This window comes from Sphingobacterium sp. ML3W, from assembly GCF_029542085.1.
Taxonomy (GTDB): Bacteria; Bacteroidota; Bacteroidia; order Sphingobacteriales; family Sphingobacteriaceae; genus Sphingobacterium.
The window spans coordinates 5,502,736-5,529,164 of the sequence record NZ_CP107036.1; the positions used below are offsets into that span (position 1 = coordinate 5,502,736).

Consider the following 26,429-nt stretch of genomic DNA (forward strand, 5'->3'; position numbering starts at 1 on the left):
TTTGCCCATTTTATCAACAATTTGATGTTTAATATAATGTTAAACTACTTTTATCTATCAAGATTGTTATATTGCAGCAAGATTAAACACAGATGTTGTTTCTAAGAAAGATATTCTATATCAGCATTTATACGAATATTTTGATTGCATTGGCCGCCATGGCCCAATGTGCACTGACCTATATCATATTTGAACGGCCGATCAATTGGTCTATTGTCTTAGTTGAGGGGACAGCAACATTATTGCTTTATAATTTTAGCTTATGGTGGTCTAAACCCCAAAATCCAAAAGAATCAAAATTTGCCCGTACTCGCTGGATATTTAACCACGAGTGGGTGATGTGGCTGAATAATGTCATCGCATTGGTTGTTCTTGGTTACTGTTTGCTAGACATCCATCTTTATTCGTTCTTATTTTTAGGTTTTATTGGAATATTGAGCTTATTGTACGGGATGCCGCTGTTCACTTTTCACGATCGCAAAGTTGGGCTTCGGCAAATTCCTGGGGCGAAGATCTTCCATATCGCCTTGGTTTGGGTATGCAGTAGTGTGGTACTTCCTTATGTTGAATTGCTCAATGTGGGTGACAGGATAGACTCTTGGGTACTTGTTGCACTTTGTGTGCTGAAATTTATATTTTTGATTATTTGCACTTTGCCTTTTGATATTCGGGATATCCAACAGGATTCCTATTATCATTTGCGGACATTGCCCAATATGTTAGGGGAGCAGAAGGCAAAAAGACTTACCTATACTTTATTGGTGTTACATAGTCTCTTAATCCTTATTGCTCCATATCTGATGGAAATCAAGATTGGGTTGATCCTGACCAATCTTGTGATATTTGCTCTTTTGAAACTAGCGGTCTTCAAGACCAAGGAGCATTATCACTATGCTTACTTACTAGATGGAAGTCTGGTACTCCAATTTTTGATCGTAGTGTTGATTAATATTTAAACCCCATCCTGTTGTCCTAAAAATGCGATAATCTTATCTGCAGCAACTTCTGATAATTTGTAATAGCTTTCAAACGTCCAGCCCGCTACATGGGGAGATAAAATGACATTATCCCTACTGATAAGGTCGGGATACCAGGTTTGTTCAGCAAGTTTGGGGAATTTTTCGACAGGCAGCACATCAAAGGCCGCTCCGAGAATATCACCCTTATTAAGACTATTTAATACAGCCGGAACTTGTACAATCCCACCTCTGGCACCCAATAGGAAAAAGATAGGTTTGTTAAACTTCGATAAATAGGCATCATCAATCATTCCCTTTGTTTCGGCAGTCAATGGAATATGGAAACTAATAACATCGGCTTGCTCATAGATATTTTCCATACTGGCCTCCACAGCATATTGGTCGGTATAATCCCTCCGGTATTTGTCGTAAGCGAGTACCTTCACGTCAAAACCAGAAAGCTTTTTGGCCATCGCCATACCATTGTGGCCATAACCGATCAAGCCAACAGTACGGCCTTTAAGTTCATAGCCTCGGTTGGCTTCGCGTAACCATAGGCCAGTTCTCACTTGTTGATCACTGCGGTTGAGATTATTCATCAGACTCAATAACATTCCGATCATATGTTCGCCCACCGCATCCCGGTTACCTTCGTTTGCGGGAATTAATGTAATCTGTCGCTGTGCGGCAATTTCATCATCGATATTATCCATTCCGGCTCCTGCCCGGGCGATGAAACGCAAGCTAGGAGCCAGGTCAAAGAACGGTTTATCTACCTGAAATTTGGACCGAATGACCATGCCTGAGTAGTTAGCAATGATTTTTTCCGTTTCTTGGCGGTCAATGTCAGGTTGGTAGTCATAGGGAATCCCCGCTTGTTCAAATTTCTCCAACATAATTTCGTGGATGTCGTCTACAATCAAAATATTAGCTTTCATGATTACGGTTGATTTGCATAAAGTCTACTGACAATAACTTGTTTAACTGTTGTTGCTTGAGTCTATTCGGCATGATTTTCATGATGAAATTGCGCATACCGATCAGAAATGGGGTCTCCCATTGAGCGATCTTCCCGGTCTGCCAAGAAGTATTCGTAATATAGTTGACGCGCTCCATTCGACGTATTTCAAATCGAGAGAAAGCTTGTCGAATAGATGAGGCTGTTTTGAGTTCGTCCAGCAGCACAGCAACATCTTCTATTGCTTGACAGGCTCCCTGTCCTAAATTGGGGGTAGTGGCGTGACCCGCATCTCCAAGCAAAAGGATATTGTCAAAAGCAAGCTGTTGTAATGGGGCGATATCTATAATGTCATTCCAGATCAGTTCGGCATCCTTGGTCTCCGATAGAATCGTTGGAATAGGATCGTGGTATTCCTTGAAGTTGTTCAATAATTCTGCAGTAGTCCAGTTTTTTAGTGTCGGATTTTGCTGTACACTGTTGATGCAGGCGTACCAATACACGCGATTACTAACAAGGGGTGTCATTCCAAATCTACCTTTTGCACCCCAGGTTTCAGTGCTTTTTTTGAGTTGGATACTGCTGTTATCTATTGTTGCCCGCCAGCAGGTATAACCTGAATAACGGGGGCTTGAGGCCGGTATCAGTTGTTGACGTAATAGTGAATGCACGCCATCGGCAATAAGTAATGCAGCTCCTACAGCTTGGCTTCCGTCGGTAAAATGAACACAAACTTGTTCCCCTAACCGTTCGAAGGAAGTCGCACGTTTGCCAAGATGAACCTGGTTATCGGGGATTTTTGATAAAAGAAATTGGTGTAGGTCCGCTCGGTGTATCGCAAAATTGTCCTGATTGTATTTTTTGCTGATGGATTTGGTATTCGGTTCGACCAAAATATTTCCTTTTTGATCCAAAACATTATAGGAACCCAGATAATGTCCAATTTGACTGATTTCATCTTTTAATCCTAGGTGATCTAGGGCCTGCATGGCATTGGCAGCGAGTCCAAAACCTGCACCTATACCTTTAAGTTCAGCTACACTTTCATAGACATGGGTTTTAAGACCCAATTTTTGAAGGCCTATCGCGGCACATAATCCAGCGATCCCACCGCCAACAATAATAAAAGTGTTATCTGCAAAATTCATATCAAAGGCAATTTGCGATCTCGTTAGTCAGGCTAACAAAATCGTCTACAGTTAACCGTTCGGCCCGCAGCTCATAAAGCGGATTATCTGACATCTTATCTTTCGGAACAACCCCTGAAAGGGAATTGCGTAAAGTTTTGCGGCGTTGATTGAATCCTGCTTTGACGACACGCCAAAATAGCTTCTCATCACAGGCCAGTTGCTCACGGTCATTGCGGGTCATACGGATGACACCCGACAGTACCTTAGGCGGCGGATTAAAAGCGCCAGCCTTTACAGTAAAGAGATATTCTACTTTATAGTAAGCTTGTAAAAACACACTCAGAATTCCATACTCTTTACTGCCTGCTTTCGCTGTACAGCGCTCAGCGACTTCTTTTTGAAACATACCTGTCATCTGAACAACACGTTGACGTTCGTCCAAAATTTTGAAGAGGATCTGAGAGGAAATATTATAGGGAAAGTTGCCAATGACAGCCATCTTTTCGCCAAAATATTGCGAAAAATCAAGGTTTAGAAAATCGCCATGGATCAATCTTTTTCCCAACTGTGGGTATTTATCGTCCAAATAGGCAATCGATTCATCATCAACATCGATCAGATAGGTCTCATATTCTTCTTTCTGTAATAGAAAATCCGAAAGGACACCCATTCCCGGACCAACTTCGAGTACTTGGCTGAAACCCAATTTAGGATCCAATGCCTCTACAATACGTTGTGCGGCATTCTTATCGTTTAAGAAATGCTGTCCTAGATGTTTTTTTGCTCTAACTGTACTCATGATGCAAAATTAGAAATTAAAAAGCTTTATAAAGTAAAAAGTCAAAATTAAAAAGCAGAGACAGTTTGCAAACCATAGGCTTCTCTGACCAAAATCTCAATACGCATATCTAACTACTCAATACTAAAAAAAAATCCCTATTTTTGATTCAAAGCATTTAAAAAGGATGAGTGATAAACTAAAAATCGGAATTACCGTAGGGGATATTAATGGTATTGGACTTGAAGTAATTATCAAGTCATTGGTAGATCAACGTATGTGCGATTTTTTCACACCAATTGTTTATGGAAATACAAAAGTTGCCTCTTTTCATCGGAAAGCGGTGGGAATAAACGATTTTAGTTTTAATGTAGTAAATGATGCTGAACAAGCCCATCCTAAAAGGGCAAATATGATCAATTGCTGGCAGGAAGATGTCAAGATCTCTTTGGGAGAGGAGAACGAAATTGGTGGAAAATATGCTTTTTTGTCTTTGGAAAGAGCGATTGAGGATTTGAAAGCTGGTAAAATAGATGCTTTAGTGACTGCACCCATCAATAAGCATAATATTCAACAGGAGGGATTCCAATTTCCTGGTCATACCGAATATTTGCAGGCCAAAGTTGAAGCTGATGATGTATTGATGTTTATGGTATGTGACGAACTACGCATTGGTGTGGTGACAGGACATATTCCGCTACATGATGTGGCTGCGAATATTACTGAAGAGGCGATACTGAAAAAGCTGATCCTCATGAATGAGTCTTTGAAAAAGGATTTCTGGGTAGAGAAACCCAAAATTGCCGTTTTAGGACTTAATCCACATGCTGGGGATCATGGAATTATCGGTACGGAGGACGACCAGATTATTCGACCAACAGTAGAAAAAGCAAATGAGCAAGGGATTTTTTGTTTTGGACCCTATCCAGCAGATGGTTTCTTTGCAAAAGGAGCATATGAAAAGTTTGATGCCGTATTGGCGATGTACCACGATCAAGGATTAATTCCGTTTAAGCATATCGCAAAAGGTGCTGGTGTAAATTATACAGCAGGATTACCTATTGTACGTACTTCGCCAGATCATGGTACAGGCTACGATATCGCTGGAAAAAATCTGGCTTCACCAAGCTCATTTGTAGAAGCAATTTTCACTGCAGTCCATATTGTAAAACGCCGCAGGGAACAGGCTGAATTACTGAAAAATCCATTGGCATTCCGCAAATTGTCCAAAGATCGGGATTAGGTTGATAATAATTGATGATTTTTTTGATCTATAAGGTTATATAAGTCAGGTTAAGCAGGTGACGAGAACCATAGCCGTCATTAAGGATCATAATGATTCTCGAGGGATAAGTAAAACAGAAATCGTATCAGCCTACAGCTTCTATAATCAAAATCTCAATACTTAATACTAAAAAAAGTATTACTTTTGCAAACTGTTTGGTTTTTTACCTGCTGTTCTAACTATGTGCGATAATTTACAACATCCAATATTTTCTATCATCAAAGAGCTCGCCGAGCAGACAAATACGGAGTGTTATGTCATCGGAGGGTATGTACGCGACTACATTATGAAGCGTCCATTCAAGAATGATGTGGATATTGTTGTGGTGGGAAGTGGTATTGAATTTGCAACTTTACTAGGTGAAAGGCTTCATACTAAAGTGGCGGTCTATAAGAATTTTGGAACTGCAATGCTCGTTTTTGAGGGCTTGAATGTAGAGTTTGTGGGTGCGCGGAGGGAATCTTACCGAGCAAACTCCCGGAAACCAATTGTAGAGGATGGCACATTGACCGATGATCAAAACCGTCGTGATTTTACTATCAACGCCATGGCTTTTTCGCTGAATAAAGCCGATTACGGTACAATGGTAGACCCCTTCGATGGGGTAAAGGATCTCGAGCACCGTGTGATTCGGACGCCTCTTAATCCAATTGAAACTTTCTCAGACGATCCATTGCGTATGATGCGTGCGATCCGTTTTGCAACCCAGCTAAATTTCAAGATTGACATTGCGGCTATTACAGCAATTACTGATACAAAAGAACGTATTAAGATTATTTCGAGGGAACGGATTATCGATGAGATCAATAAGATCATTCTTTCCCCAAAACCCTCGGTGGGTTTTAAATACCTTTTTGATACAGGCTTATTAGAATTGATTTTTCCGGCCATGTACAACCTGCATGGAGTTGATATTATTGATGGAAAAGGACATAAGGATAATTTCTACCACACATTGGAAGTACTGGATAATGTCTGTGAATTATCGGGGGATCTCTGGTTACGCTGGGCTGCTATTATGCACGATATTGCTAAACCTGCGACAAAACGTTTTGATAAGAAATTGGGCTGGACATTTCATGGGCATGAAGACCGCGGTGCACGTATGGTGCCTAAGCTTTTTGCTGAACTAAAATTGCCGCTTCATGAAAAGATGAAATTCGTACAGAAACTTGTACAATTGCATCTTCGTCCGATTGTCCTTGCTCAGGATATTGTGACAGATTCTGCTGTCAGACGCTTATTATTTGAAGCAGGTGATGACATTGATGCATTAATGATGCTGTGCCACGCCGATGTGACAACGAAGAATGAGTTTAAAAAGAAAAAGTACCGCCAAAATTTTGAACTTGTCAAGCAGAAACTAAAGGATGTAGAGGAACGTGACAAGATACGAAATTGGCAACCGCCGATCAGTGGAGAAGATATTATGATACTTTTTGGATTAACACCCGGCCGCGCTGTTGGGCAATTAAAAAACTTGATCCGCGAGGCTATTTTGGAGGGTGAGATTCCGAATTCCCGGATTGAAGCCTATCAATATCTAGTAAAAAAGGCTGGAGACATGGGTTTGGAGGTCAAACAAGAAATCCAGTTGGAAATTTCCAATTCTTAAAATATAGTATTAATTTTAAACTGCTAAAAAGAAGAATACATAGAAGATGGCAATTTATAGATTTAGAGTTACTTTTGAAGATTATGAAGATGTATATCGTGAAATTGATATGCCTTCGAAAAGTACATTTTTAGACATGCACGAGGAAATCCATAAAACGACAGGTTATGCGACGGATACTTCTTCCTCTTTTTATGTGAGCAATGATCAATGGAAAAAAGGGACAGAAATAGCGTTTAAACCGAACCAGCGAAAAAAAGATGCTGAAGTTTTGTTAATGGAGAATATTCGCCTGAGCAAGTTTATTGATGATCCTCACCAAAAGTTTTATTACGTCTATAATTTTGACCGCCCTTATGATTTTCAAGTGGAGCTGATCAAGATTTTGAAAGAGGAAGTGGGTAAAGACTATCCGGCATTATTCAAATCTGTTGGCCAGGTGCCTAAAACTATGACTGCCGCTAACTTCCCGGTATCCGATGCTGTTGAGGAGGATGAATTTGTTGAGGAAGATGATACACAATATGGTGTGGATGACGAAGACGAATTAGATGGCTTTGATAGCGAAGATGAAGACGAAGAGGGTGAAGGCGAGGAAGAGCGCGAGGGATCTAACGGCTACGAAGACGAATATTAATTGAAAATGCTTTCAATGCATATTTGAGCATTTGAAGCAAATATTATGGCAAAAAAGAAAACACTGATAGCCATTGTAGGTCCGACTGCTGTTGGAAAAACTGCAATGGCTATTTCATTAGCTCAATATTTTAAGACCGAAATTATTTCTGCCGATTCCCGGCAGTTCTATCGCGAGATGACGATTGGTACAGCAAAGCCAGATCTAGAAGAACTGGCTAGTGCTCCGCATCATTTTATAAATTCACATTCCATTACCCAAGATTATTCTGCTGGAGATTTTGAACGGGAAGCCTTACACAAGTTGGATGACCTTTTCCGGCAACATGATGTGGTCGTTATGGTCGGAGGATCTGGACTTTTTGTACGTGCGCTCTGTGAAGGCTTGGATGATCTCCCTAAAGCAGGAGATGAGGTACGCGAAAGACTTAACAATGAAATGGCACAGCTGGGGCTTGAACAGATGAAAGAGCGATTAAAAACAATTGATCCAGCCTATTATCAAATCGCTGATATTGATAATCCACAGCGTGTCGTTCGTGCCTTGGAAGTATTTGAGGCAACAGGCAAACCCATGTCCTTTTATCACAAAAAAAACCTAAGTAAGAGACCATTTGATATCCTGACGATCGGATTGAATATGGCACGTCCCCAGTTGTACGAAAGGATTAATCTTCGGGTGGAACGGATGATGGAATTGGGATTGTTGGAAGAGGTAAAATCATTATTTCCCTTTAGAAACAAGCCGGCTTTGTTGACGGTAGGCTACGCTGAATTGTTTGATTACCTCGACGGAAATATTTCCTTGGAAGAAGCTGTGGAGAGGATCAAGCAAAATTCAAGACGCTATGCGAAGCGGCAGATTACCTGGTTTAAAAAATATGGCAATACCTCGTGGTTTCAACCTGATGAAACAGGGACGGTTATTGATTTCATAAATGCTAAGCTAATTGAAGGGAACACAATAAGTTAATCAGCATCTCATTACAATAAAACTTTCATTCTCTCACGAGAGGAACAACAGTTATAAAAATTAACTGAAGGTTCTTTTTCTGGCCAATGCAAAGAAAAAAGGCTGTCGATGATTACCAACAGCCTTTTTTATGAACCTTATTAGCTTACTTTACCAAGTAATTCCATCCAAATGGATCGGCTACTTTACCATAGCGCAATTCATTTAGATAATGTAAAACTTTATTGGAGAACTCACGGCCCTCAACTGGAGGTAAATTGTAGTCTTGTCCTTCAAAACCGATCCGGCTAATGTCAGTAATCGTAGCAGCTGTTCCTGCAGCAAATGCCTCAGTAACTGTACCTGCTTTAATCCCATCAATAAGCTCCTGTACGGATACTTTCCGCTGCTCAGTTTTATAACCCCATTTTTCTGCCAATTCCATAATTGTACGACGCGTTACACCATGTAAGATGGTATCGCCATGCGGCGTGATAATGGTATCACCAATACGGAAGATTAGGTTTGCGGTACCCGCTTCTTCGATATATTTGTGTTCTGAAGCATCAGTCCACATAATTTGATCGTAGCCTTCATCGTTAGCCAATTGGGTCGGATAAAGCGACAGCGCATAATTACCTGCATTTTTCGAGAATCCAACACCGCCTTCAGCTGCACGTGTATAGTACGTTTCAACTTTTAAGCTAATCGGTTTACTATAGTAAGCACCAACTGGGCCAGTGATAATGATAAACTTGTATGATTTGGATGGATGTACGCCCAACGCAGCTTCAGTACCGAACATAAATGGACGTATATACAAAGAAGAACCTTCTTTAGCAGGAACCCAATTACGGTCAATATCCAATAGTTTGTTCAGACCATCCATAAAAATTTCCTCAGGAACCTCAGGCATCTGAAGGCGTGCTGCAGATTTGTTGAATCTTTCCCAGTTTCTGTCTGGACGAAAGATGCTCACTGTACCATCTGCGAATTTATAGGCTTTAATACCTTCAAAGATTGCTTGACCATAATGTAAAGCTGACATGGAAGGACTGAAACTGATATCTCCGTAAGGGACGATGCTGACATCTTTCCATTCACCATCATCATAGTCTGCGACCAGCATGTGGTCGGATAATATCTTTCCGAATTTTAGATTGTCGAAATCTACTTGCGAGAGTCTTGAATTTTGAGTTGGCTCTACGCGAATTGAATAGTTCTCTGTCGCGTTCATCTTATTTTTTATATTACTTAGGCTAAGTTAGGAAAAATTGAAATATAAATCGCACTTTGCTACGATAATTTCCCGTTTAGAAAAATGCCTTTTATTTCGGACAGTCATTCTCCTATTTACTACACTTCCCTATGAAAATGAAAAATAAACCGATAAAATTTATCGAGGCAACCTGCTTTCAATTAATTGTATTAATTTTGTGTTAATTAACACTGTTTCTGTATTTGTGGCATAAAGTTTGGCAATAAAGACTGCGACCGTAGATGGGCATTGGGTCGCTTTACGCTATAAAATCACTTATCATAAAATAAACTTAGTATGGAATTGACTCACCGTCTTAACAAAAGCAATGAAGTAACATCGGGTGAAACTCGCGAATTGTTACAGCGTGATGTTGAAATTCAAAAGAAAGGTATTTCTGTGAATTTTATTCTTGGTTTTTTTGTGTTTTTGTATAAAACCGCAATTAAACCCTAAAAAAACAGAGATTAGCCAAGATAGTCTCGTAAAATTTTGGCTAATCTCCCCAAGAATAGACGTTCGGTCAATCTTGTAAAATCTTTAAAAGCGGGTCAAGATATTCTCTATTATTGCTCAATCGAGGGACTTTATTCTGTCCACCCAGTTTACCTCTAGATTTCATCCACTTATAAAAAGTATCTGATGGTGCATTATGGACAATTGGCGGGCGAAGTGCCATGTTCTTGAATCGCTTTGCGTCGTAATCTGAATTTATTTCCCTCAACTTGGCATCCAATATTTCACAAAAACGTTTAAAATCGTTGGGTTGCTGTTCAAATTCAATGACCCATTCGTGCGCGCCTGCTTCAGCATCCCTAAAATAAACTGGTCCTGCGGTGTAATCTTTTATACGCGCATTTGTCAGTTTGCTTGCTTCGGCTAGTGCCTGTTCGGCATTGTCAACAATCACTTCTTCACCAAATGTATTGATATATTGTTTTGTACGTCCCGATATCTGAAAGCGGTAGGGCGACAAAGACGTAAACTTGATTGTGTCGCCTATTTTATAACGCCATAGTCCGGCATTGGTGGAAATGATCAGCGCATAGTTCTTGCCGATTTCGACCTGATCCAAACGTAGCGTTGTCGGGTTTTCCTCATGCATTCGTTCCGTGGGAAGGAATTCGTAATAAATCCCATAATCCAACATGAGCAGAAGATCTTCAGAGTCTGATTCATCCTGTAACCCAAAATACCCTTCTGAGGCATTGTAGTTTTCTAGATAGTACATCTTATCTGAAGGAATCAGTTTGTGGAACTGCTCGCGGTAGGGCTTGAAACTCACACCTCCATGACCATAAAACTCAAGGTTTGGCCATACTTCCAATAGATTGTTCTTGCCTGTGATTTCCAGTACACGTTTAGCCATCACAATATTCCATGTTGGTACACCCGCCAGACTAGTGACATTTTCTTTGATGGTAATTTGCGCGATCTGCTCAATTTTCTCTTCAAAATTGGGATTTAAAGTCACCTCCATGTTTGGGGTTCGTTTGAATTCCGCCCAAAATGGAAGGTTGCGGATCAGGATGGAAGATAGATCTCCATAATAGGAGTCTGGGCTAAAGTTGTTGATCTGCGATGAACCGCCGATGACAACAGACTTTCCTGTAAAAACACGGTTTTCAGGTCTATTGTGACAGTATATAGTCAACATGTCCTTCCCTCCCTGGAAGTGGCATTCTTCTAGGGCCTCTTCGCTCACCGGTATAAATTTGCTACGATCAGAGGTTGTTCCAGAAGATTTTGCAAACCATTTGATATCCGAAGGCCACAGAATATTCTGCTCACCTTTGATCATCCGATCTACATAACCTTTGATATCGTCATAATCCTGTATAGGTACGCGCTCTTTGAAGATTTCTGGGGTGAGTATGCTGGTGTAGTCGTATTTTTTTCCCCATTCCGTCGCCTCGGCAGTAGAAATTAAACTTTGGAACCATTCCTCTTGTACATCGTGGGGATATTTCATGAAAAGCTCGATTTGGTGAATCCTTTTTTTCATGAACCAAGTAAAAATGGAGTTTAATAAGGCCATATAGGGTATTCGTTATGCTTTAAAATTTTTTCCTTCTTAATTCAAAATGACGACCAAGATAGAACTTTCGAGCCAGTTCATTATCCGCGATCTCTTCAGGTGTGCCCGTAAGCATAATCTTTCCTTCGGTCAAAAGGTAGGCTCTATCTGTAATGGATAAAGTTTCCTGTACATTGTGGTCGGTGATTAAGATGCCAATATTACGTGTTTTGAGTTTAGCAACAATCGTTTGGATTTCCTCTACGGCAATAGGGTCAACCCCCGCAAATGGCTCATCCAATAGGATAAACGATGGATTTGCGGCCAATGCTCGAGCGATTTCCGTACGTCGGCGCTCGCCCCCCGACAAAAGATCACCTCTGTTTTTACGGACACGATGCAGACTGAATTCGGATAGCAATTCTTCCAACTTGGCCATACGTTCTTCTTTGTTGGGGTAGTGGATCTCCAGTACAGCCAGGATATTGTTTTCTACGGATAACTTGCGGAAAACAGAAGCTTCCTGTGCCAAATAACCTATTCCACGCTGCGCGCGTTGGTACATCGCATCTTGCGTGATCTCTTGATCATCTAAAAATACTTTTCCGTCATTGGGTTTGATCAGACCTACAATCATATAAAATGAGGTCGTTTTACCAGCACCATTTGGCCCCAGTAACCCGACAATCTCTCCTTGTTCTACATGAAAGGATACGTTGTTGACAACAGTACGTTGTTTATATTTTTTTATGAGATGTTCTGCCTTTAAAATCATCTTCTTGATTTATCTTGTCACTATAAATTTCTGCTCTACTTATTCCGCAAAATGCCAGATAATGCTGAATTTACCGTTGGAGCATTTGAATGCAAATCTATGGTAAATATATTTAATATCTTCTTAGTATTAAGTATTTAGATGCTAAAACGCTAATATCGAATTCCCTTGATGTTAAGCTGTAAGTTTCTTTTATTGCGCCACACATTCTCTTCAATGCTATAACAAATATCAAAACTCTGCCCCGAATTGATATGATCAATATGTTCTGCTAATCCGAAACCGATGCAATCAAAAGATGGAGAGTCTTCCTGGACAACTGTCATTTTTAAATGATTTGTACCTACAGGGAAAGCCGACCCTACTGAATTCACTTTCTTACTCAAGAAAATTGGTGACTCATTTTGTGGGCCAAAAGGTTCAAACTGTTGGAGTATGCGAAAAAATTTAGCGTCTATATCCTTCAGATGGAGTTTAGCATCGATCTGAATTTCTTGTGTCAGCATTTCGGGACTGATCCTACGAGCCACGACCTCTTCAAATCGATCTTGAAACAGGCTTACATTGTCCAGTGACATGGTCAGTCCAGCAGCATATTTGTGCCCTCCAAATTGCTCCAGTAAATCAGCACATTCGTTTAATGCTTCATATAGATCAAATCCGATTACTGATCGACACGAGCCCGCGATATGGCCATTCGTTTCCGTCAATATGATGGTGGGACGGTAATATTTCTCAGTCAATCGTGAAGCCACAATACCGATTACACCTTTATGCCAGTCTGATTTGTATAATACGGTAGATTTTCGGCTCTTGAGAACTACATTTTCTTCAATGAGCGCCAGCGCCTCCTCCGTTATTTTAAGGTCAAAATCCTTGCGGACATTGTTTTGATCATCAATGCTCGAACTAAAGTCTTTCGCTTCCTGTAGGGATTTTGAAATTAATAATTTGACGGCATCCTTAGCGTGGTCAATGCGGCCGGCTGCATTGATGCGTGGGCCGATTTGGAATACGATGTCATTGACCGTAAAAATCTTTGTTCTATTGTTGGATAGGTCAACCAATGCTTTTAATCCCACGCAGGGATTGGTATTGAGCTTGATCAACCCAAAGTGGCTTAAGATTCTATTCTCCCCAGTGATTGGGACGATATCTGATGCTATACTCACTGCAACCAGATCTAAAAATTGATAACAGGCATTGATATCCATTCCGTTGGTCAGTATGAACGCCTGGATGATCTTGAAGCCGATACCGCAACCAGAAAGTTCCTTGTAGGGATAATCACAATCTACACGTTTTGGATCTAAGACAGCGAAAGCGTTTGGAAGTTCTTCACCTGGGAGATGGTGGTCGCCAATGATAAAGTCTATCCCCTTCGTGTTGGCATAGTCAATTTTATCAATGGCTTTTATTCCACAGTCTAATGCAATAATAAGAGAAAAGCCATTAGCAGCGGCATAATCAATGCCCTGCGTAGATATACCATAGCCTTCTGCATAACGGTCCGGAATATAAAACTCCAGTTGACTATGAAATTCTCTGAAAAAACTGTAGACTACAGCAACTGCTGTAGTGCCATCAACATCGTAATCACCATAGATCAGGATCTTTTCTTTATTGCCGATAGCCTGAATGATTCGAGATATGGCTTTTTCCATATCCTTCATCAAAAAAGGATCGTGCAAATCGGACAATTGTGGCCTAAAAAACTGTTTCGCTTCGTCAAAACTTCCAATTCCCCTGTTGACGAGCAACTCTGCTAACACAGCGTTGATGTTTAATTCCTCGCGCAGTTTGTTGGTTATTTTGACATCAGTTTTAGATTTTAGTACCCACCTTTTTTGCATATCTTTGCACAATATTTTAAGTGTAAATATACGTTTTCAGGCTGGACTTACCTAATTCCTAAACCTGGTATTGGCCGCCTGTCGCTTAACGTGCATATTCCCAATGTTTTAAATATGGTACAGGCTTATTCTCTATATGAAGGTTCTTTTTCTGTCGATAAAAGTAGAAAATTCGTTCCCTTTGATCCATCCGTGGATGATCCGAAAGACCGTCCGGGATCCATGTTTATCCATGTCCATCCTTTTTTGATCAAAACAGAATCAGGTATTGTGATCTGTGATACCGGTTTGGGGCATACCGATGATAGTGGTGTGCTGAAGTTGCACAACAATATCCGGAAATTGGGTTATGAGCCAGACGATGTGAAATACGTATTAATGTCGCACCTGCATAAGGATCATGCCGGTGGTATGGTAAGTATGGAAAGTGGCTCCCCCCGAATTGCATTTCCCGAAGCTGAATATATAGTGCAAAGGGGAGAATGGGAAGATGCCTATTCCGGGATTTCGAGCTCATACCGTACAGAAATTTTTGATGTTGTCCAACGAAGTGGAAACTTGGTATTGGTAGAAGGAGAGGGGCAAGTAAATACTGAAATCAGTTATGTTCATAATGGTGGGCATACGCCACATCACCAAGCTTTTCATATCCGTACAGGTGGAATGCATTATTTTTTCGGGGGCGATGTTTTACCTGAACCAGAAGAGATTTTTCATAATTATGTAGCTAAATATGATTTTGATGGTCGGCGCTCGAAGGAGCTACGGCAAGCTTATTGGGGAGAAGGAGCTCCAGAAGGTTGGACCTTTTTATTCTATCACTCCAAAAATATAACCATTGGCCATAGCCAACTGCGGCCTGATGGAAGTTATAAACTGGTTGATGCAGTGTAGTGCGGGCGAAAATGGGTGATATGTCAACCAAAAAGCCTCATAGACTTTCGGATCTATGAGGCTTTTTTGATGTAAGAGTTAATATCCGGCATTCTGCGGGAAAGCAGCGCCAGTATTGCTATCAATGACTTCCTGTGGAATTGGCCAAAGAATAAATTCTTTCTTGACCACATCTTTAGATTGCGGGTTAAGCGTCTTTACACGGCGTAGGAAAACGTCAGCTCCGAAACGAGACAATGTCATTCTGCGCATTTCTTCGCCCATTAGCTCTCTTGCACGCTCATCCAATATAAAATCTTCGTTGATTGCCGAGGTATTTATTGGAGAAGCTTTTGCACGGGCACGTACAGCATTGATGGCATCTTTTGCAAGGTCAGGTTTATTCGCTCGCATGTATGCCTCAGCCAATAAAAGATAGGTTTCTGCCAATCGTATTTTGACCCGATCTTTCATGTTTCCTTCAAATGCAGGGTTTGCCGCTGTTTTTCCATAGAAAAATTTGGTAATTGTTGGGAATACATTGCCCGAAGCAATAATTGCATCGGTTAGCTCAACCTTCTTACCGTAAAGTTCAGGAACGGAAGGGTCATTATAATACCAGTCCCGTTTGATGTTGTAAGGTGAATTTCTAACATCTTGTTTTTCATAACTATCCAGCCACCATTGGTAAGGACGTACGTGGCCAAGGCCCCTTCCGCCAAGTGAGTCGGCAAGAACAAAACCTTTTTGTTGGGAATAAAAAGGAACCCATGCGCGTTTACTCCAGTCCGTATAATTGTCTCCACCTCCCTGGGTATTGTATTCCAGCTGGATTGCCCAAATGGTTTCTTGATTGCCCGATGAGCGATTTTGATTGTTTTCGATAAACATATCGTGGAAATAGTCGCCGGCTTTATCTTTCTCAGCTCCAAAACGTTGATCGTTCAACTTAAAATAACCACTTTGAATCACTTTGTTAGCTGCTTCAGCTGCCAGATCTGGCTGTCCTGCTTCGATATAGGCCTCTGCAAGGTAATGTAATGCGGCCCATTTTGTCAATTTCCCTTCCTGTACAGTTCCAGGGTTGTCCGGAAGGTTGTCTCCAGCATATTTGAGATCATCGATCATATGTGCCAATATCTCAGCTTTGGGTGTACGGGTAAAATCGCGGCGCGGTGTTGCCGATACCTTGTCTACCCATGGCACATCTCCATAGAGGTTGACCAAATAACGATAGCTATAGGCGCGGAAGAAACGGGCCGTAGCTTCTACACGTTTTGGATCATTCTCTTTGTCTGTCCATTGGATTGTGTTTTTACTTAATGCTTCCAGGATAATATTGGTATTTCCGATAAAACCATAGGCGTACTTCCAATAATTGCGCACATACGACGAAGCCGGATTTAGACTGTAATTGCTAAAAGGCGCTAAAGTTGCATCGGTTCCTGTGGTTTTGATCGCAACAATGTCTGTACCGACCTGTAAAGCCTCCTGTGGGGTAGCTCCCTGAGAGAATATACTGCCGTTCCAGGTCCAGAATTCCATCCGGGCATAAGAATAAAGGCCATTCAATCCAGTTTCGAAACCTTTTGTATTGATATAGGTATTGTCTGGTGATTGAAAACTGCTGGTGTCTTCGTTTAAAAAATTTTTGCTGCAACCGATAAAGATTAAGCTTATACCGGCAACGAATGCATATAAAGTTGTATTTCTTTTCTTCATGATGTAGAGGTGTTTAAAATTGAACATTTAATCCCAATGAGACCGTTCGGGCAACAGGATAAGGGTAGGCGATATTTGTTGTCGTTGGATTTCCTGTTGTTGAACTGACACCCAATGCCTCCACATTGTATCCTTTTATTTTGGAGAATGTGTAGATATTGCGGGCGTTGATAAATGCTCTGACGGAGGAAAGATTCAATCGCTTTAGAAAATCGCCTTCAATGGTATAGCCCAGACTCAGATCACGAATCCGCCAATATGCTGAATTGATGTAATAAGTATGGTTGTTGATAGGCGTGTAACCCGGAGAAGGTATGTCTGTACTTGGATTCTGTGGCGTCCAGTAAGGCATATCTGCGAGATAATTGGCACCGTTATTTGGTAAAAAACGTTCTATATTTTTAAAATCATCCACTTTTGTGCCGCCAAAGGCACCGTTCATAAAAATAGAAAGCGAGAAGTTTTTGTAGGTAAAATCATTACCGATACCAAGGGTGTAAGGTGAAATCTTGTTGCCCATGACCGTGCGGTCATTCGCATCGATTTTACCATCGTTATTTAAATCCGCTAATTTTGCATCACCGGCTTTCGCTTTTGGCTGATAAGAGTTTGCAATATCGTCACCTTCCTGCCATACGCCGATTACTTTGTAATCATAAAAGATACGTATTGGTTTGCCAATAAGCCAGGCATTAGTCAAATCATCCTTTCCATCTGCACGCAATTTGGTTATCTTATTGTTGTTGTATGCAAAATTAGCTGTTGTATTCCATTGGAAATTGTCATTTTTGATGGGAACAGCATTCAATGTGACCTCAAATCCTTTATTGGAAGTCTCACCAATATTATTCAAAATTGTATTGTAACCATTCATCACTGGGACTTGTTCGCTCAGTAAGAGATCTGTTGTCTTGGATGTATAATAATCAATCGTTCCAGAAAGACGATTTTGGAGAATGCCAAAATCTAAACCGACATTTAAGGAAGTGGTAGTTTCCCATGTCAAATTGCTCCCTCGCCCATTGAAATTCATCACGAGTCCTTTGACAGGATCTAATCCATATATGTAGTCTACGTTCGTCAAGCGATCATACGTCTGGTAAGGAGACACGGCCTGGTTCCCATTTTTACCATACGAAGCACGTAGTTTTAACAAATCAAAGTAATCTTGTACATTACCTTCTTTGGAAATTACCCATGCTCCGGCGACAGAAGGGAAGAAGGCATACCTATTATCAATGGAAAAAGCGCTATAACCATCCGAACGACCTGTTAAAGTTAATAAGTAGCGATCTTTGAATGCATAGTTGATCCGTCCCATATAAGAAATCATCGCAGTGTTCTCAAGCTTAGATTCCATTTTCAGGTTTTTAGAAGCAGAAGCCATGTTGTTGTAGCCGGCGTCTGAAACAAAATCATCTCCAGTCATTTTAGATGTCTTGAAGTTGGTCTTTTGAGAGGAATAAAGCCCGACGACGTTAATTTTATGATCGCCAAAAGTCCGGTCGTAAGTCAGGAGATTTTCCCATGTCCAATCCCACAAATGATCATTTTTTATCTCACCCCGTCCATTCACGCCGCGGCCTGTCAGGGTATTTGAACCATAATAAGAGTTTTCATTGATATTTCTGTAGTTCGTACCAAAGGTAGACTTAAAGCTTAGCCCTTCAATCGGAAGCTTGACATCTAACCAAGAGTTTGCATAAACAGTCCGTCTAGTTTCATCCCATTGACCATTTTCGTCGGCGAAAGGGTGACCCCATAGTGTTTGTGCGTACATTGGGTAGGTGACAGCTGTACCGTTTTCGTCACGGTTTTTACTATAAGGAGCTAGTTTTACCACGCTTTCCAGGTTGGGTTGTATACCATCACGGTTGCCCTGTGAAGCTTGCATGGTCATACCCAGTTTGAGCCAAGAGTTTAGGCTTTGATTGAGATTTAGATTGACATTGTAGCGTTCGTATGGTGTGTTTTTAACCACACCATCCTGATTGAGGTAACTCACCGATGCATAGTAATCGGATTTATCAGTACCGCCAGAAAAACTGAGCTGATGTTCGTGAATGGGAGCTGCGCTGTTAAAGGCTTCATTTTGCCAATTGACTTCTTCACCTTTCTTATACTGTTCCAGTACATTCGCAAAAAGGTAGTTTTCGGGATTAAGCTGATCACCTGTTTTGCCTTTAGAGGCTTGATAGTCACGCATAAACTGAATGTATTGTGGACCATTCATCAATTTCAGACGACGTTCTACGCTCTGGAGCCCAAAATAACCATTGTAATTGATTCGCGCTTTTCCGGCAGCACCTTTTTTGGAAGTTATTAAAATAACACCGTTTGCTGCACGTGATCCATAGATGGCGGTAGAAGAAGCATCTTTTAATACGGAAATGCTAGCAATGGTATTGGAGGAGATATCACCTAATGATCCGCTGAAAGGGATTCCATCCAAAATTATCAATGGACTGTTGGAAGCGGAGATTGAATTTTCACCACGTATATTGATCGCTGCGGTTTCTCCTGGTTTAACATTTCCAGAGTTTATTGCTAAGCCAGAGACCTTGCCCTGAAGCTTGTCCACGATATTCGGAGAATTGATCCGCTCCAAAGACTTAGCTTCCACAGTAGCAACGCTACCAGTAAGGTCGCTTTTCTTCTGTTTACCATAACCGACTACGACAACCTCTTCCAGCATGTCTTCGGATTTTTTCAGGGTTACTTGAGCTACTTGGGAAGCCGGTAATTCCTTTGCAATAAATCCGATGGAATTAAAGACCAATGTGGCATTTTGTGATGTGACTGTCAGTGTAAATCCACCATCTTGTCCAGTCGTGGTGGCTGCTGTTTTGCCTTTCTCTGATACTGTAACACCGCTGATAGGTTTTCCCGTTTCGTCTACCACCTTTCCCGAAATGGATTGTTGAGGGGCAACTTGGACAATTGATGTCCTAGCATTATTAGGAAGCGCTGCTACATAAAAAGGCGCTGCTACTGAAAGAATTGTTAGGGGTGTCAGTAGAATGAGGTGACTCTTTTTGACCATAGTGTGTAATTTAGATTCGCTAGTTTTATTGGCGGCAAGTATAAAGAAATTAAGCGGTGCCGTTTCTTTGCATCTTTGAACAAACGATTGCACTAACTACGAAAACGTTATAGAAATTCATCTTTGTAATAAAAAAGGGAATAATGGATTTTAGTGATCTTAACTAATATTTGAACCTGAAAATTGCTTATGATAAAGGGATAATTGTTTTTTTTAACTGCTGTAAATACAGTCGATTCTGGCAGGTTGGTTATCACGTACAAACCTTGGTATTCAGATGACCTTATTCATTTGAATCGAAATAGAACGTATAAAAACTCGCATTTCTGGTCTTTTTTTAGTATTTTGGGGTAATCTGCATGTTCACATCCCCTGCCGTCGCGCGACGAGGATTCGTTTAAGATTGAATTTTTGGTTAAATTTGTTTTTGGTAAAACAGCGCTACGCTGTTATTATTGGTATTTATTTAAATAGAAGATTATGTCTATTGTAAGAGAGTCCGATCTGATAGGAATTGGAAAGAAATTTCAAATTGAAACCGATGCGGGTGACAATATGGTTGTTGTGATCCACGATGATGGTCGACGGGAACTGTATCGTTATGATGACGAAGAACATGAATCGCGTTGTGTGATGACACTCAATGATGATGAATCACGTCAGATAGCGGGTATTATAGGTGGTTTGTCTTATAAGCCCAAGGCATTGGAAACAATTGAAGTGGCTTTGGATGACTTGCGTATCGAATGGTACAAGCTTGAAGGCAAATGGGAAGGAGCAGGAAAAACAATTGGTGAACTAGAGGTACGACAACGTACTGGAGCTTCCATTATTGCTGGGATTAGAGACGACGAAACGGTCATCAACCCCGGACCATCTTATCTGATTACTCCAGGCACAACTTTGGTCATTGCCGGAAAGAAAAACAATATCAAACTTTTAAAGGAAATTTTACTGTAATCTATGCTATCACATACCTTAATATTAGAAATTGGAATCGCTGTCGGACTTGTTGCTATTGTTGGATTGATTGCCAACAAGCTTAAGTTTTCCGTTATTCCTTTTTTTATTATTATAGGAATGGTTTTGGGGCAACACGCACCGCAGATTGGATTGGTGGATCTGACCTTTACCGAAAGCAAACCCTTTATAGATTTTATGGGCAGGCTAGGGGTATTATTTCTTCTGTTTTATTTGGGACTAGAATTTTCAGTCAATCGGCTTATCAAATCTGGTAAAGCCATCGTAACTGGCGGAACAATCTATGTCCTGCTCAACTTTACCTCGGGACTATTGATAGGCTGGCTGATGGATATGCCTTTTAAAGAGATGATGGTCCTTTGTGGGATCATGACGAGCTCTTCGACAGCAATTGTGGCTAAGGTCCTCACTGATCTTAAACGGACGGCAAATCCAGAGACCGAAGTCATTATGGGAATGATCATGTTTGATGATCTCTTTATTGCCATGCATATTTCCTTTCTGTCAGGATTGATATTGACGGGTAGTAGCTCATTTTGGACGGTTGCTGGGACTTCCCTATTGGCATTGGGCTTTATCTTGGCCTTTTTGGTTTTGGGACGCAAGCTGGTGCCAGCCATAGACCGTTTGTTAAAGGAAAAAACTTCTGAACTATTTATACTTGTTATCTTTGCACTGCTTTTTATCGTTGCCGGATTTTCGGAGACTATTCATGTTGCCGAGGCTATTGGTGCATTAATGGCAGGATTGGTACTAGCGGATTCGCAGTATATCAAAAAAATTGAAGCAATGGTGTTGCCTTATAAAGACTTCTTTGGGGCGATGTTTTTCTTTAGCTTCGGACTATCCATAGATATTATGTCGTTGGGAGGAGCCGTATTTTGGGCATCAATAGCGGCGTTAGTAACTGTGATGGGTAATCTCGCCTCAGGTTATTTTGCTGCGAAATTTTCTGGGATGAAACCGAAAACATCTTTTGATATTGGTTTTACGCTGTCGGCACGGGGAGAGTTTTCAATTATCATGGCCAATATCGGTAAAGCAGGTGCTTTGCTCCCTGTTATCCAATCATTCGTTGTGGTTTACGTTTTGATCCTTTCTATTGTGTCACCACTCTTGACCAAAGAATCCCGCAATCTATGGAAATTGCTCTTTGGAAGTGATGCCAATACAGCCAAACCGCTGAAGAAACTGAGCGACCTGGAAAATAATAGTACCGGTTAATGCTAATGCTAATGCTACTTTTTTGCACTGACCATTAGCAGTTACGATATATTTAAAATAACATCACAATAAAAATGCCTCCGAAAGACTATTAGGAGGTATTAAATATTTCTCAAACGATTTCTATAGGAACCCAAGTTCAAGCTTTGCTTCTTCAGACATCATATCTTTGGTCCAAGGCGGATCAAAAGTTAATTCCACCAAGGCTTCTTTAATACCTTCTATTCCAGCAACTTTTTCCTGCACTTCATTCATGATTTCTCCTGCAACTGGACAGCCCGGAGCCGTTAGGGTCATGACAATTTTTGCTATGCCATCTTCCTTGGTAATAATCTCATAGACAAGTCCTAGATCGACAATATTTGCTGGTTTTAATTCAGGATCATAGATCGTCTCCAGTGTAGCTTGGATTTGAGATGCCAAACCCAGTTTATCCATTACAATAATACTCATTTGTTTAATTTTTTATCTTCAATAGCGTTTTTATAGATCGCTAATAATTTGCTCTCATTTATATCAGGAGTAAAATTACTAAAATAATAGGCCATACAGGTCTTTCTTATCTCATCTTTTTCATCGGTTGGCTTGGCATTCCATTGCGTCAGGCAAGAAACAATTTCGTTTCTATTGTGTGGATCAAATGTCTGCCCGGTTTTATTTGGGATAATCATTTCAGGTAAAGGCCCAAGGTTTGAGCAGAGTACCGGAGTTCCCACAGAGTAGGCCTCGAGGATTGTGATTGGCATTCCTTCAAAGCAAATGGAGGGGACGATCAGGGCTTGTGCTGCAGCAACGAGTGGTAAAATCTCGGATCGGGGTTTAAATCCGAGATAACTGATGTTGGGCTGATCTGTTATCCTTTTTTTGACCTCCTCCTCGAGAGGACCACCACCAATAATGCGGAGCTCCAGATCCTTTCCTTTCACAGACTCAATCAGATTTAATATACCTTTTTCGTCCGATAGTCTGCCAACATATATAAAATAAGGTTGTGCAGTTTCTACTGGCAGAGTTGAAGGGAAAACAAAATTAGCTTTTACTTCAAACTTTTCTGCGGGTACCCTTAACGTTGAGTCAACAAATATCGACTTGGCAAAGCTGCTTAAATTAATATACCGATTGACCTTTTGCCATGTACCTATTTTGCGGTGAAACCAGTAGTTAAAGGCAAGGAGGAATGTTTTAATAACGGAATCATTAAATGCTTTTTCCTTAACTGCAGTCCAGGGAAATTCTTCTTTTAGAGAATCCAGAAACAGATGATTGTGATGATACAGTGTTGCCGAGGGGCAAAGTAACCTAAAATTGTGCAGGGTCATTACCTGCGGAACACCTTGTTTGGCTATCGTACGTATTAGAATTGGCCCAGCAGCGTAATGTGTATTGTGGAGATGGACGACATCCGGTTTGAATTCCCGGATTGTTTTTTTTAATCTATTTGCAGCGAAAATATTCCAGATGGAACCTAGGGTCTGTAAGGCACCTCGCCAGCCTTTTTTATTTTGAAAGGTCAGGGTGCGGACTTGGTGATCTTGCGAGAGGAGCGACAATTCCTGTTGAAAGACAGTATCTTCTCCACCTGCTGTTTGATAATATGTATGGATAATTAGTATGCGCATAACAAAAGACTTATACAAATGTACGATTTTGCCCCGAATGCTTTGACGGCACAAAATTGCCATTTCTATATGATTATTGCTATATTCGCATGATTCGATCGTAAAGATATATGCAACACTTACAACAGCTCGTGATAGAGGCGATAGAGACAAGTCAATTTCCTGAAACTCCAACAAATTTATATGATCCCATACGGTATATATTGACTTTGGGCGGCAAGAGGGTTAGGCCAGTGCTAACATTGATGGCGGCCGAGTTATTCGGTATGCAGGAGATGGACGAAATTATTCCGGCAGCAAAGGCTGTAGAGTTTTTTCATAACTTTTCCTTGATACATGACGATCTGATGGATAAAGCTCCTTTACGGAGAGGAAAAACTACCGTCCATGAAAAATGGGATGCAAATATTGCCATTCTCTCTGGAGACGGGTTATTAGTGAAGGCCTATGAGGAAATCTCCAAATGTAATCCGGTTTATCTACCTGCAACTTTACGCATTTTGAGCAAAGTAGCCATGGAGGTCTGTGAGGGCCAACAATTGGATATGGACTATGAAGGTCGCGCATCATTGCTTATGCCCGAATATCTAGAGATGATTCGTTTGAAAACATCGGTACTATTGGGCGGAGCATTGCAGTTGGGCGCCATTCTTTCCGGAGCGAATGAACAACAACAACAATTGATCTATGATTTTGGGGAAAATGTTGGCTTGGCCTTCCAGTTGCAGGATGATATATTGGATGCTTATGGTGATCCGGATACTTTCGGGAAAATCGTTGGTGGTGATATTATGATCAATAAGAAAACCTTTTTATTGGTTAAACTGATGGAAGTTATTGCTGAGGAGGATGTCCCTACGATGCAGCGCTTATTACATTCAACCGTCGAGACTGTTCCGACAAAAGTTGAAGATATGCTAACCTTATATGATAAGTATCAGGTCCGAAAAGCAGCGGATGAATTAAAAGATATATACACGCAGCGCGCATTTGAAAAAATGGATGCTTTGGATGTACCAAATGAACGTAAAGAAGCGTTATTACTGTTAGCAAACAATCTTTTGGTAAGACAGCAGTAGATAGAAATTCTATTAAAATTCGTATTTTGCCAATAAATGGCTATTTTGTACTAAATAATTAAATAAATTTTAGATAACGTTCATGGATCCTTTAAAAATCACGGTATTTCAAGCATATTTATTCTGGGAAAATATTGAAAAAAATCTGAATAATCTGGCGTTGCGACTTTCATCATTACGCGAGAAAACAGATTTGATTATCTTACCGGAGATGTTTAATACGGGATTCACGAATAACGTTGAGAAATGTGCCGAGCCCGCCAATGGTCCTACCACAAGATGGTTGTTTGAAATGGCAAGTTCGTTAAACTGTGTTGTTGCCGGCTCATTAATCATTGAAGAGGAGGGAAAATACTACAACCGTTTTTTATGGATGTTTCCTGATGGCAAATATGTGAAATACGATAAGCGCCATCTTTTTGGCATGTCCAAAGAAAGCGAGTATTTTGAACCAGGCAACGAACGTATTTTAGTGGATATCAAGGGTTGGAAAATTTGCCCTATGATCTGTTACGACCTTCGTTTCCCTGTTTGGTCCAAGAATCAAAATGCTGCCTACGATATCTTGGTTTATACAGCAAGCTGGCCAGATAAGCGTTCAGCACATTGGCGAGCATTGATCCCGGCACGTGCCATTGAAAATCAATCTTATGTCGTTGGCGTGAACCGTGTGGGGCATGATGGTAACGATATCTATTACTCCGGTGGGTCAATGTGTATATCACCATTGGGTGATGTCGTTTATTATAAGCCCGAAGATGAAGATTTATATACCTTTACATTAAATCCGAATGATCTTTTGGAGGCTCGGGAAAAATTCCCGTTTTTAAGAGATTCAGATTCATTTACAATCGGATAACTCTTTCTTACAATCGGATAAATCTTTCTTGTAATTTAGGTATAAAGACAAGCAATTTATTTTGTTTGTCTCCTTTTTTATTGCTAAATTCAGTCTACCGTAAATCGTTTATGATGATTTATTAACATCTATTTATTGCATGTTGATAAAATTTGTTTGACACAACTGTAGAAAAACGTAATTTAGGCTAAATATTAGCCAAAATAAGTTTAGTTTTCTTTGTTTTGATTTGAGCATAATATTTATTAGTAACATAAGTTGCGTAAACAACCATAACCATTATTTATATGTTAGACCAAGATTTAGTATCGCAAGAGTATTTTTATAATTTCCTGACCGGGAAATACTCAATTGCTGTTATGCGGAGATTACAGCGTAATCTCAGGGAAGCTGGATTAAGTATTACTTCAGAGCAATGGAGTATTATGTACAATCTGTGGGTAGAGGAGGGACTGACCCAGCAGGAATTGGCTATCCGGACATTCCGGGACAAACCGAGTGTAACGCGCCTGATCAATAATCTGGAACGACTTAATCTGGTGATCCGTGTCAATGACAAAAATGATAGACGATCTAATTTGATCTATTTAACTAAAATTGGCCGGAAGATGAAAGACGAAGGGATGAAGCAAGCCACGAATACGATCGAACAGGCCTTAGGTGGACTGACCGATGATCAGATTGCTTTATCTCATACCACTTTACATCGTGTGCTGTTCAATCTGAAATAGTATGGGCAAGTAAATTACTACTGATCACATTGATTATGAAATTATCTAGGTCGAAAGGCCAATAGGGGAAAGAAAAGAAACA

22 protein-coding genes are annotated in these 26,429 nt (G+C 40.6%); 11 read left to right on the forward strand and 11 right to left on the reverse strand.

Annotated features, from left to right (window positions below; genetic code table 11):
- Nucleotides 1–92: 92 nt before the first annotated feature.
- Nucleotides 93–956 carry a hypothetical protein gene (locus OGI71_RS22775; RefSeq protein ID WP_282252185.1) on the forward strand — a complete coding sequence of 288 codons (864 nt, stop codon included), beginning with the start codon at nt 93–95 and terminating at the stop codon, nt 954–956.
- Here the strand turns inward: OGI71_RS22775 and OGI71_RS22780 are convergent.
- The 3 genes from OGI71_RS22780 to rsmA are packed head-to-tail and all read right to left on the reverse strand — an operon-like array spanning nt 953 to nt 3,846.
- Nucleotides 953–1,897 carry an NAD(P)-dependent oxidoreductase gene (locus tag OGI71_RS22780; protein ID WP_282252186.1) on the reverse strand — a complete coding sequence of 315 codons (945 nt, stop codon included), beginning with the start codon at nt 1,895–1,897 and terminating at the stop codon, nt 953–955. The two genes, OGI71_RS22775 and OGI71_RS22780, sit on opposite strands and share 4 nt — an antisense overlap.
- A complete protein-coding gene (locus tag OGI71_RS22785; RefSeq protein WP_282252187.1) occupies nt 1,887–3,065 on the reverse strand; it encodes an FAD-dependent monooxygenase in 1,179 nt (392 codons plus the stop codon). Before OGI71_RS22785 ends, OGI71_RS22780 begins: the two co-directional genes overlap by 11 nt.
- A gap of 1 nt (nt 3,066) precedes the next feature.
- Nucleotides 3,067–3,846, reverse strand: coding sequence for a 16S rRNA (adenine(1518)-N(6)/adenine(1519)-N(6))-dimethyltransferase RsmA (gene rsmA / locus OGI71_RS22790; protein ID WP_104383896.1), 780 nt, complete (start codon nt 3,844–3,846; stop codon nt 3,067–3,069).
- A 166-nt stretch (nt 3,847–4,012) separates the two neighbouring features.
- On the opposite strand from rsmA, the gene pdxA reads away from it, so the two are divergent.
- The 4 genes from pdxA to miaA all read left to right on the forward strand — a co-directional run bounded on the left by pdxA (nt 4,013) and on the right by miaA (nt 8,334).
- A complete protein-coding gene (gene pdxA / locus OGI71_RS22795) occupies nt 4,013–5,068 on the forward strand; it encodes a 4-hydroxythreonine-4-phosphate dehydrogenase PdxA (protein WP_282252191.1) in 1,056 nt (351 codons plus the stop codon).
- 223 nt (nt 5,069–5,291) lie between these two features.
- On the forward strand, nt 5,292–6,725 hold the full coding sequence (locus OGI71_RS22800) for an HD domain-containing protein (protein ID WP_282252192.1): 1,434 nt from the start codon (nt 5,292–5,294) through the stop codon (nt 6,723–6,725).
- 46 nt (nt 6,726–6,771) lie between these two features.
- Nucleotides 6,772–7,362, forward strand: a complete 591-nt coding sequence (locus tag OGI71_RS22805) for a hypothetical protein (RefSeq protein ID WP_282252193.1) — start codon at nt 6,772–6,774, stop codon at nt 7,360–7,362.
- Nucleotides 7,363–7,407: 45 nt separating this feature from the next.
- Nucleotides 7,408–8,334, forward strand: a complete 927-nt coding sequence (gene miaA, locus OGI71_RS22810) for a tRNA (adenosine(37)-N6)-dimethylallyltransferase MiaA (RefSeq protein ID WP_282252195.1) — start codon at nt 7,408–7,410, stop codon at nt 8,332–8,334.
- Between the two features lie 145 nt (nt 8,335–8,479).
- Here the strand turns inward: miaA and OGI71_RS22815 are convergent, their stop codons facing one another.
- The 4 genes from OGI71_RS22815 to recJ all read right to left on the reverse strand — a co-directional run bounded on the left by OGI71_RS22815 (nt 8,480) and on the right by recJ (nt 14,216).
- Entirely contained in the window at nt 8,480–9,550 is a 1,071-nt protein-coding gene (locus OGI71_RS22815) for a branched-chain amino acid aminotransferase (protein WP_282252197.1), read from the reverse strand.
- 544 nt (nt 9,551–10,094) lie between these two features.
- Nucleotides 10,095–11,609 carry a GH3 auxin-responsive promoter family protein gene (locus tag OGI71_RS22820; protein WP_282252199.1) on the reverse strand — a complete coding sequence of 505 codons (1,515 nt, stop codon included), beginning with the start codon at nt 11,607–11,609 and terminating at the stop codon, nt 10,095–10,097.
- Between the two features lie 19 nt (nt 11,610–11,628).
- Nucleotides 11,629–12,363, reverse strand: a complete 735-nt coding sequence (gene lptB, locus OGI71_RS22825; protein ID WP_120260132.1) for an LPS export ABC transporter ATP-binding protein — start codon at nt 12,361–12,363, stop codon at nt 11,629–11,631.
- Between the two features lie 152 nt (nt 12,364–12,515).
- Nucleotides 12,516–14,216: a single-stranded-DNA-specific exonuclease RecJ gene (gene recJ / locus OGI71_RS22830; RefSeq protein WP_282252201.1), complete on the reverse strand. Its 1,701-nt coding sequence runs from the start codon at nt 14,214–14,216 to the stop codon at nt 12,516–12,518.
- A gap of 114 nt (nt 14,217–14,330) precedes the next feature.
- Here recJ and OGI71_RS22835 point away from each other — a divergent pair, with 114 nt between their 5' ends.
- The gene (locus OGI71_RS22835) at nt 14,331–15,110 is read left to right on the forward strand and encodes an MBL fold metallo-hydrolase (RefSeq protein ID WP_282256158.1); all 780 of its coding nucleotides are present in this window, start codon (nt 14,331–14,333) and stop codon (nt 15,108–15,110) included.
- 78 nt (nt 15,111–15,188) lie between these two features.
- On the opposite strand, the gene OGI71_RS22840 is transcribed toward OGI71_RS22835, so the two are convergent.
- Both OGI71_RS22840 and OGI71_RS22845 read right to left on the reverse strand, forming a co-directional pair.
- Nucleotides 15,189–16,811, reverse strand: coding sequence for a RagB/SusD family nutrient uptake outer membrane protein (locus OGI71_RS22840; protein ID WP_282252203.1), 1,623 nt, complete (start codon nt 16,809–16,811; stop codon nt 15,189–15,191).
- Nucleotides 16,812–16,824: 13 nt separating this feature from the next.
- The gene (locus tag OGI71_RS22845; RefSeq protein ID WP_282252204.1) at nt 16,825–19,854 is read right to left on the reverse strand and encodes a TonB-dependent receptor; all 3,030 of its coding nucleotides are present in this window, start codon (nt 19,852–19,854) and stop codon (nt 16,825–16,827) included.
- A 480-nt stretch (nt 19,855–20,334) separates the two neighbouring features.
- Between OGI71_RS22845 and OGI71_RS22850 the strand changes: the two genes are divergently transcribed.
- Entirely contained in the window at nt 20,335–20,814 is a 480-nt protein-coding gene (locus OGI71_RS22850) for a cation:proton antiporter regulatory subunit (RefSeq protein WP_077438826.1), read from the forward strand.
- Between the two features lie 3 nt (nt 20,815–20,817).
- Nucleotides 20,818–22,059: a cation:proton antiporter gene (locus OGI71_RS22855; protein WP_223581990.1), complete on the forward strand. Its 1,242-nt coding sequence runs from the start codon at nt 20,818–20,820 to the stop codon at nt 22,057–22,059.
- A 123-nt stretch (nt 22,060–22,182) separates the two neighbouring features.
- Here the strand turns inward: OGI71_RS22855 and OGI71_RS22860 are convergent, their stop codons facing one another.
- Nucleotides 22,183–22,512: an iron-sulfur cluster assembly protein gene (locus OGI71_RS22860; RefSeq protein WP_282252209.1), complete on the reverse strand. Its 330-nt coding sequence runs from the start codon at nt 22,510–22,512 to the stop codon at nt 22,183–22,185.
- On the reverse strand, nt 22,509–23,678 hold the full coding sequence (locus tag OGI71_RS22865; protein WP_282252210.1) for a glycosyltransferase: 1,170 nt from the start codon (nt 23,676–23,678) through the stop codon (nt 22,509–22,511). The genes OGI71_RS22860 and OGI71_RS22865 overlap by 4 nt, the downstream gene beginning before the upstream one ends.
- Before the next feature lie 110 nt (nt 23,679–23,788).
- On the opposite strand from OGI71_RS22865, the gene OGI71_RS22870 reads away from it, so the two are divergent.
- From OGI71_RS22870 to OGI71_RS22880, 3 genes are all read left to right on the forward strand, one after another.
- The gene (locus OGI71_RS22870) at nt 23,789–24,757 is read left to right on the forward strand and encodes a polyprenyl synthetase family protein (RefSeq protein WP_282252211.1); all 969 of its coding nucleotides are present in this window, start codon (nt 23,789–23,791) and stop codon (nt 24,755–24,757) included.
- Between the two features lie 82 nt (nt 24,758–24,839).
- A complete protein-coding gene (locus OGI71_RS22875) occupies nt 24,840–25,616 on the forward strand; it encodes an amidohydrolase (RefSeq protein WP_120260124.1) in 777 nt (258 codons plus the stop codon).
- Nucleotides 25,617–25,903: 287 nt separating this feature from the next.
- A complete protein-coding gene (locus tag OGI71_RS22880; protein WP_223582003.1) occupies nt 25,904–26,347 on the forward strand; it encodes a MarR family transcriptional regulator in 444 nt (147 codons plus the stop codon).
- Nucleotides 26,348–26,429 lie beyond the last annotated feature (82 nt).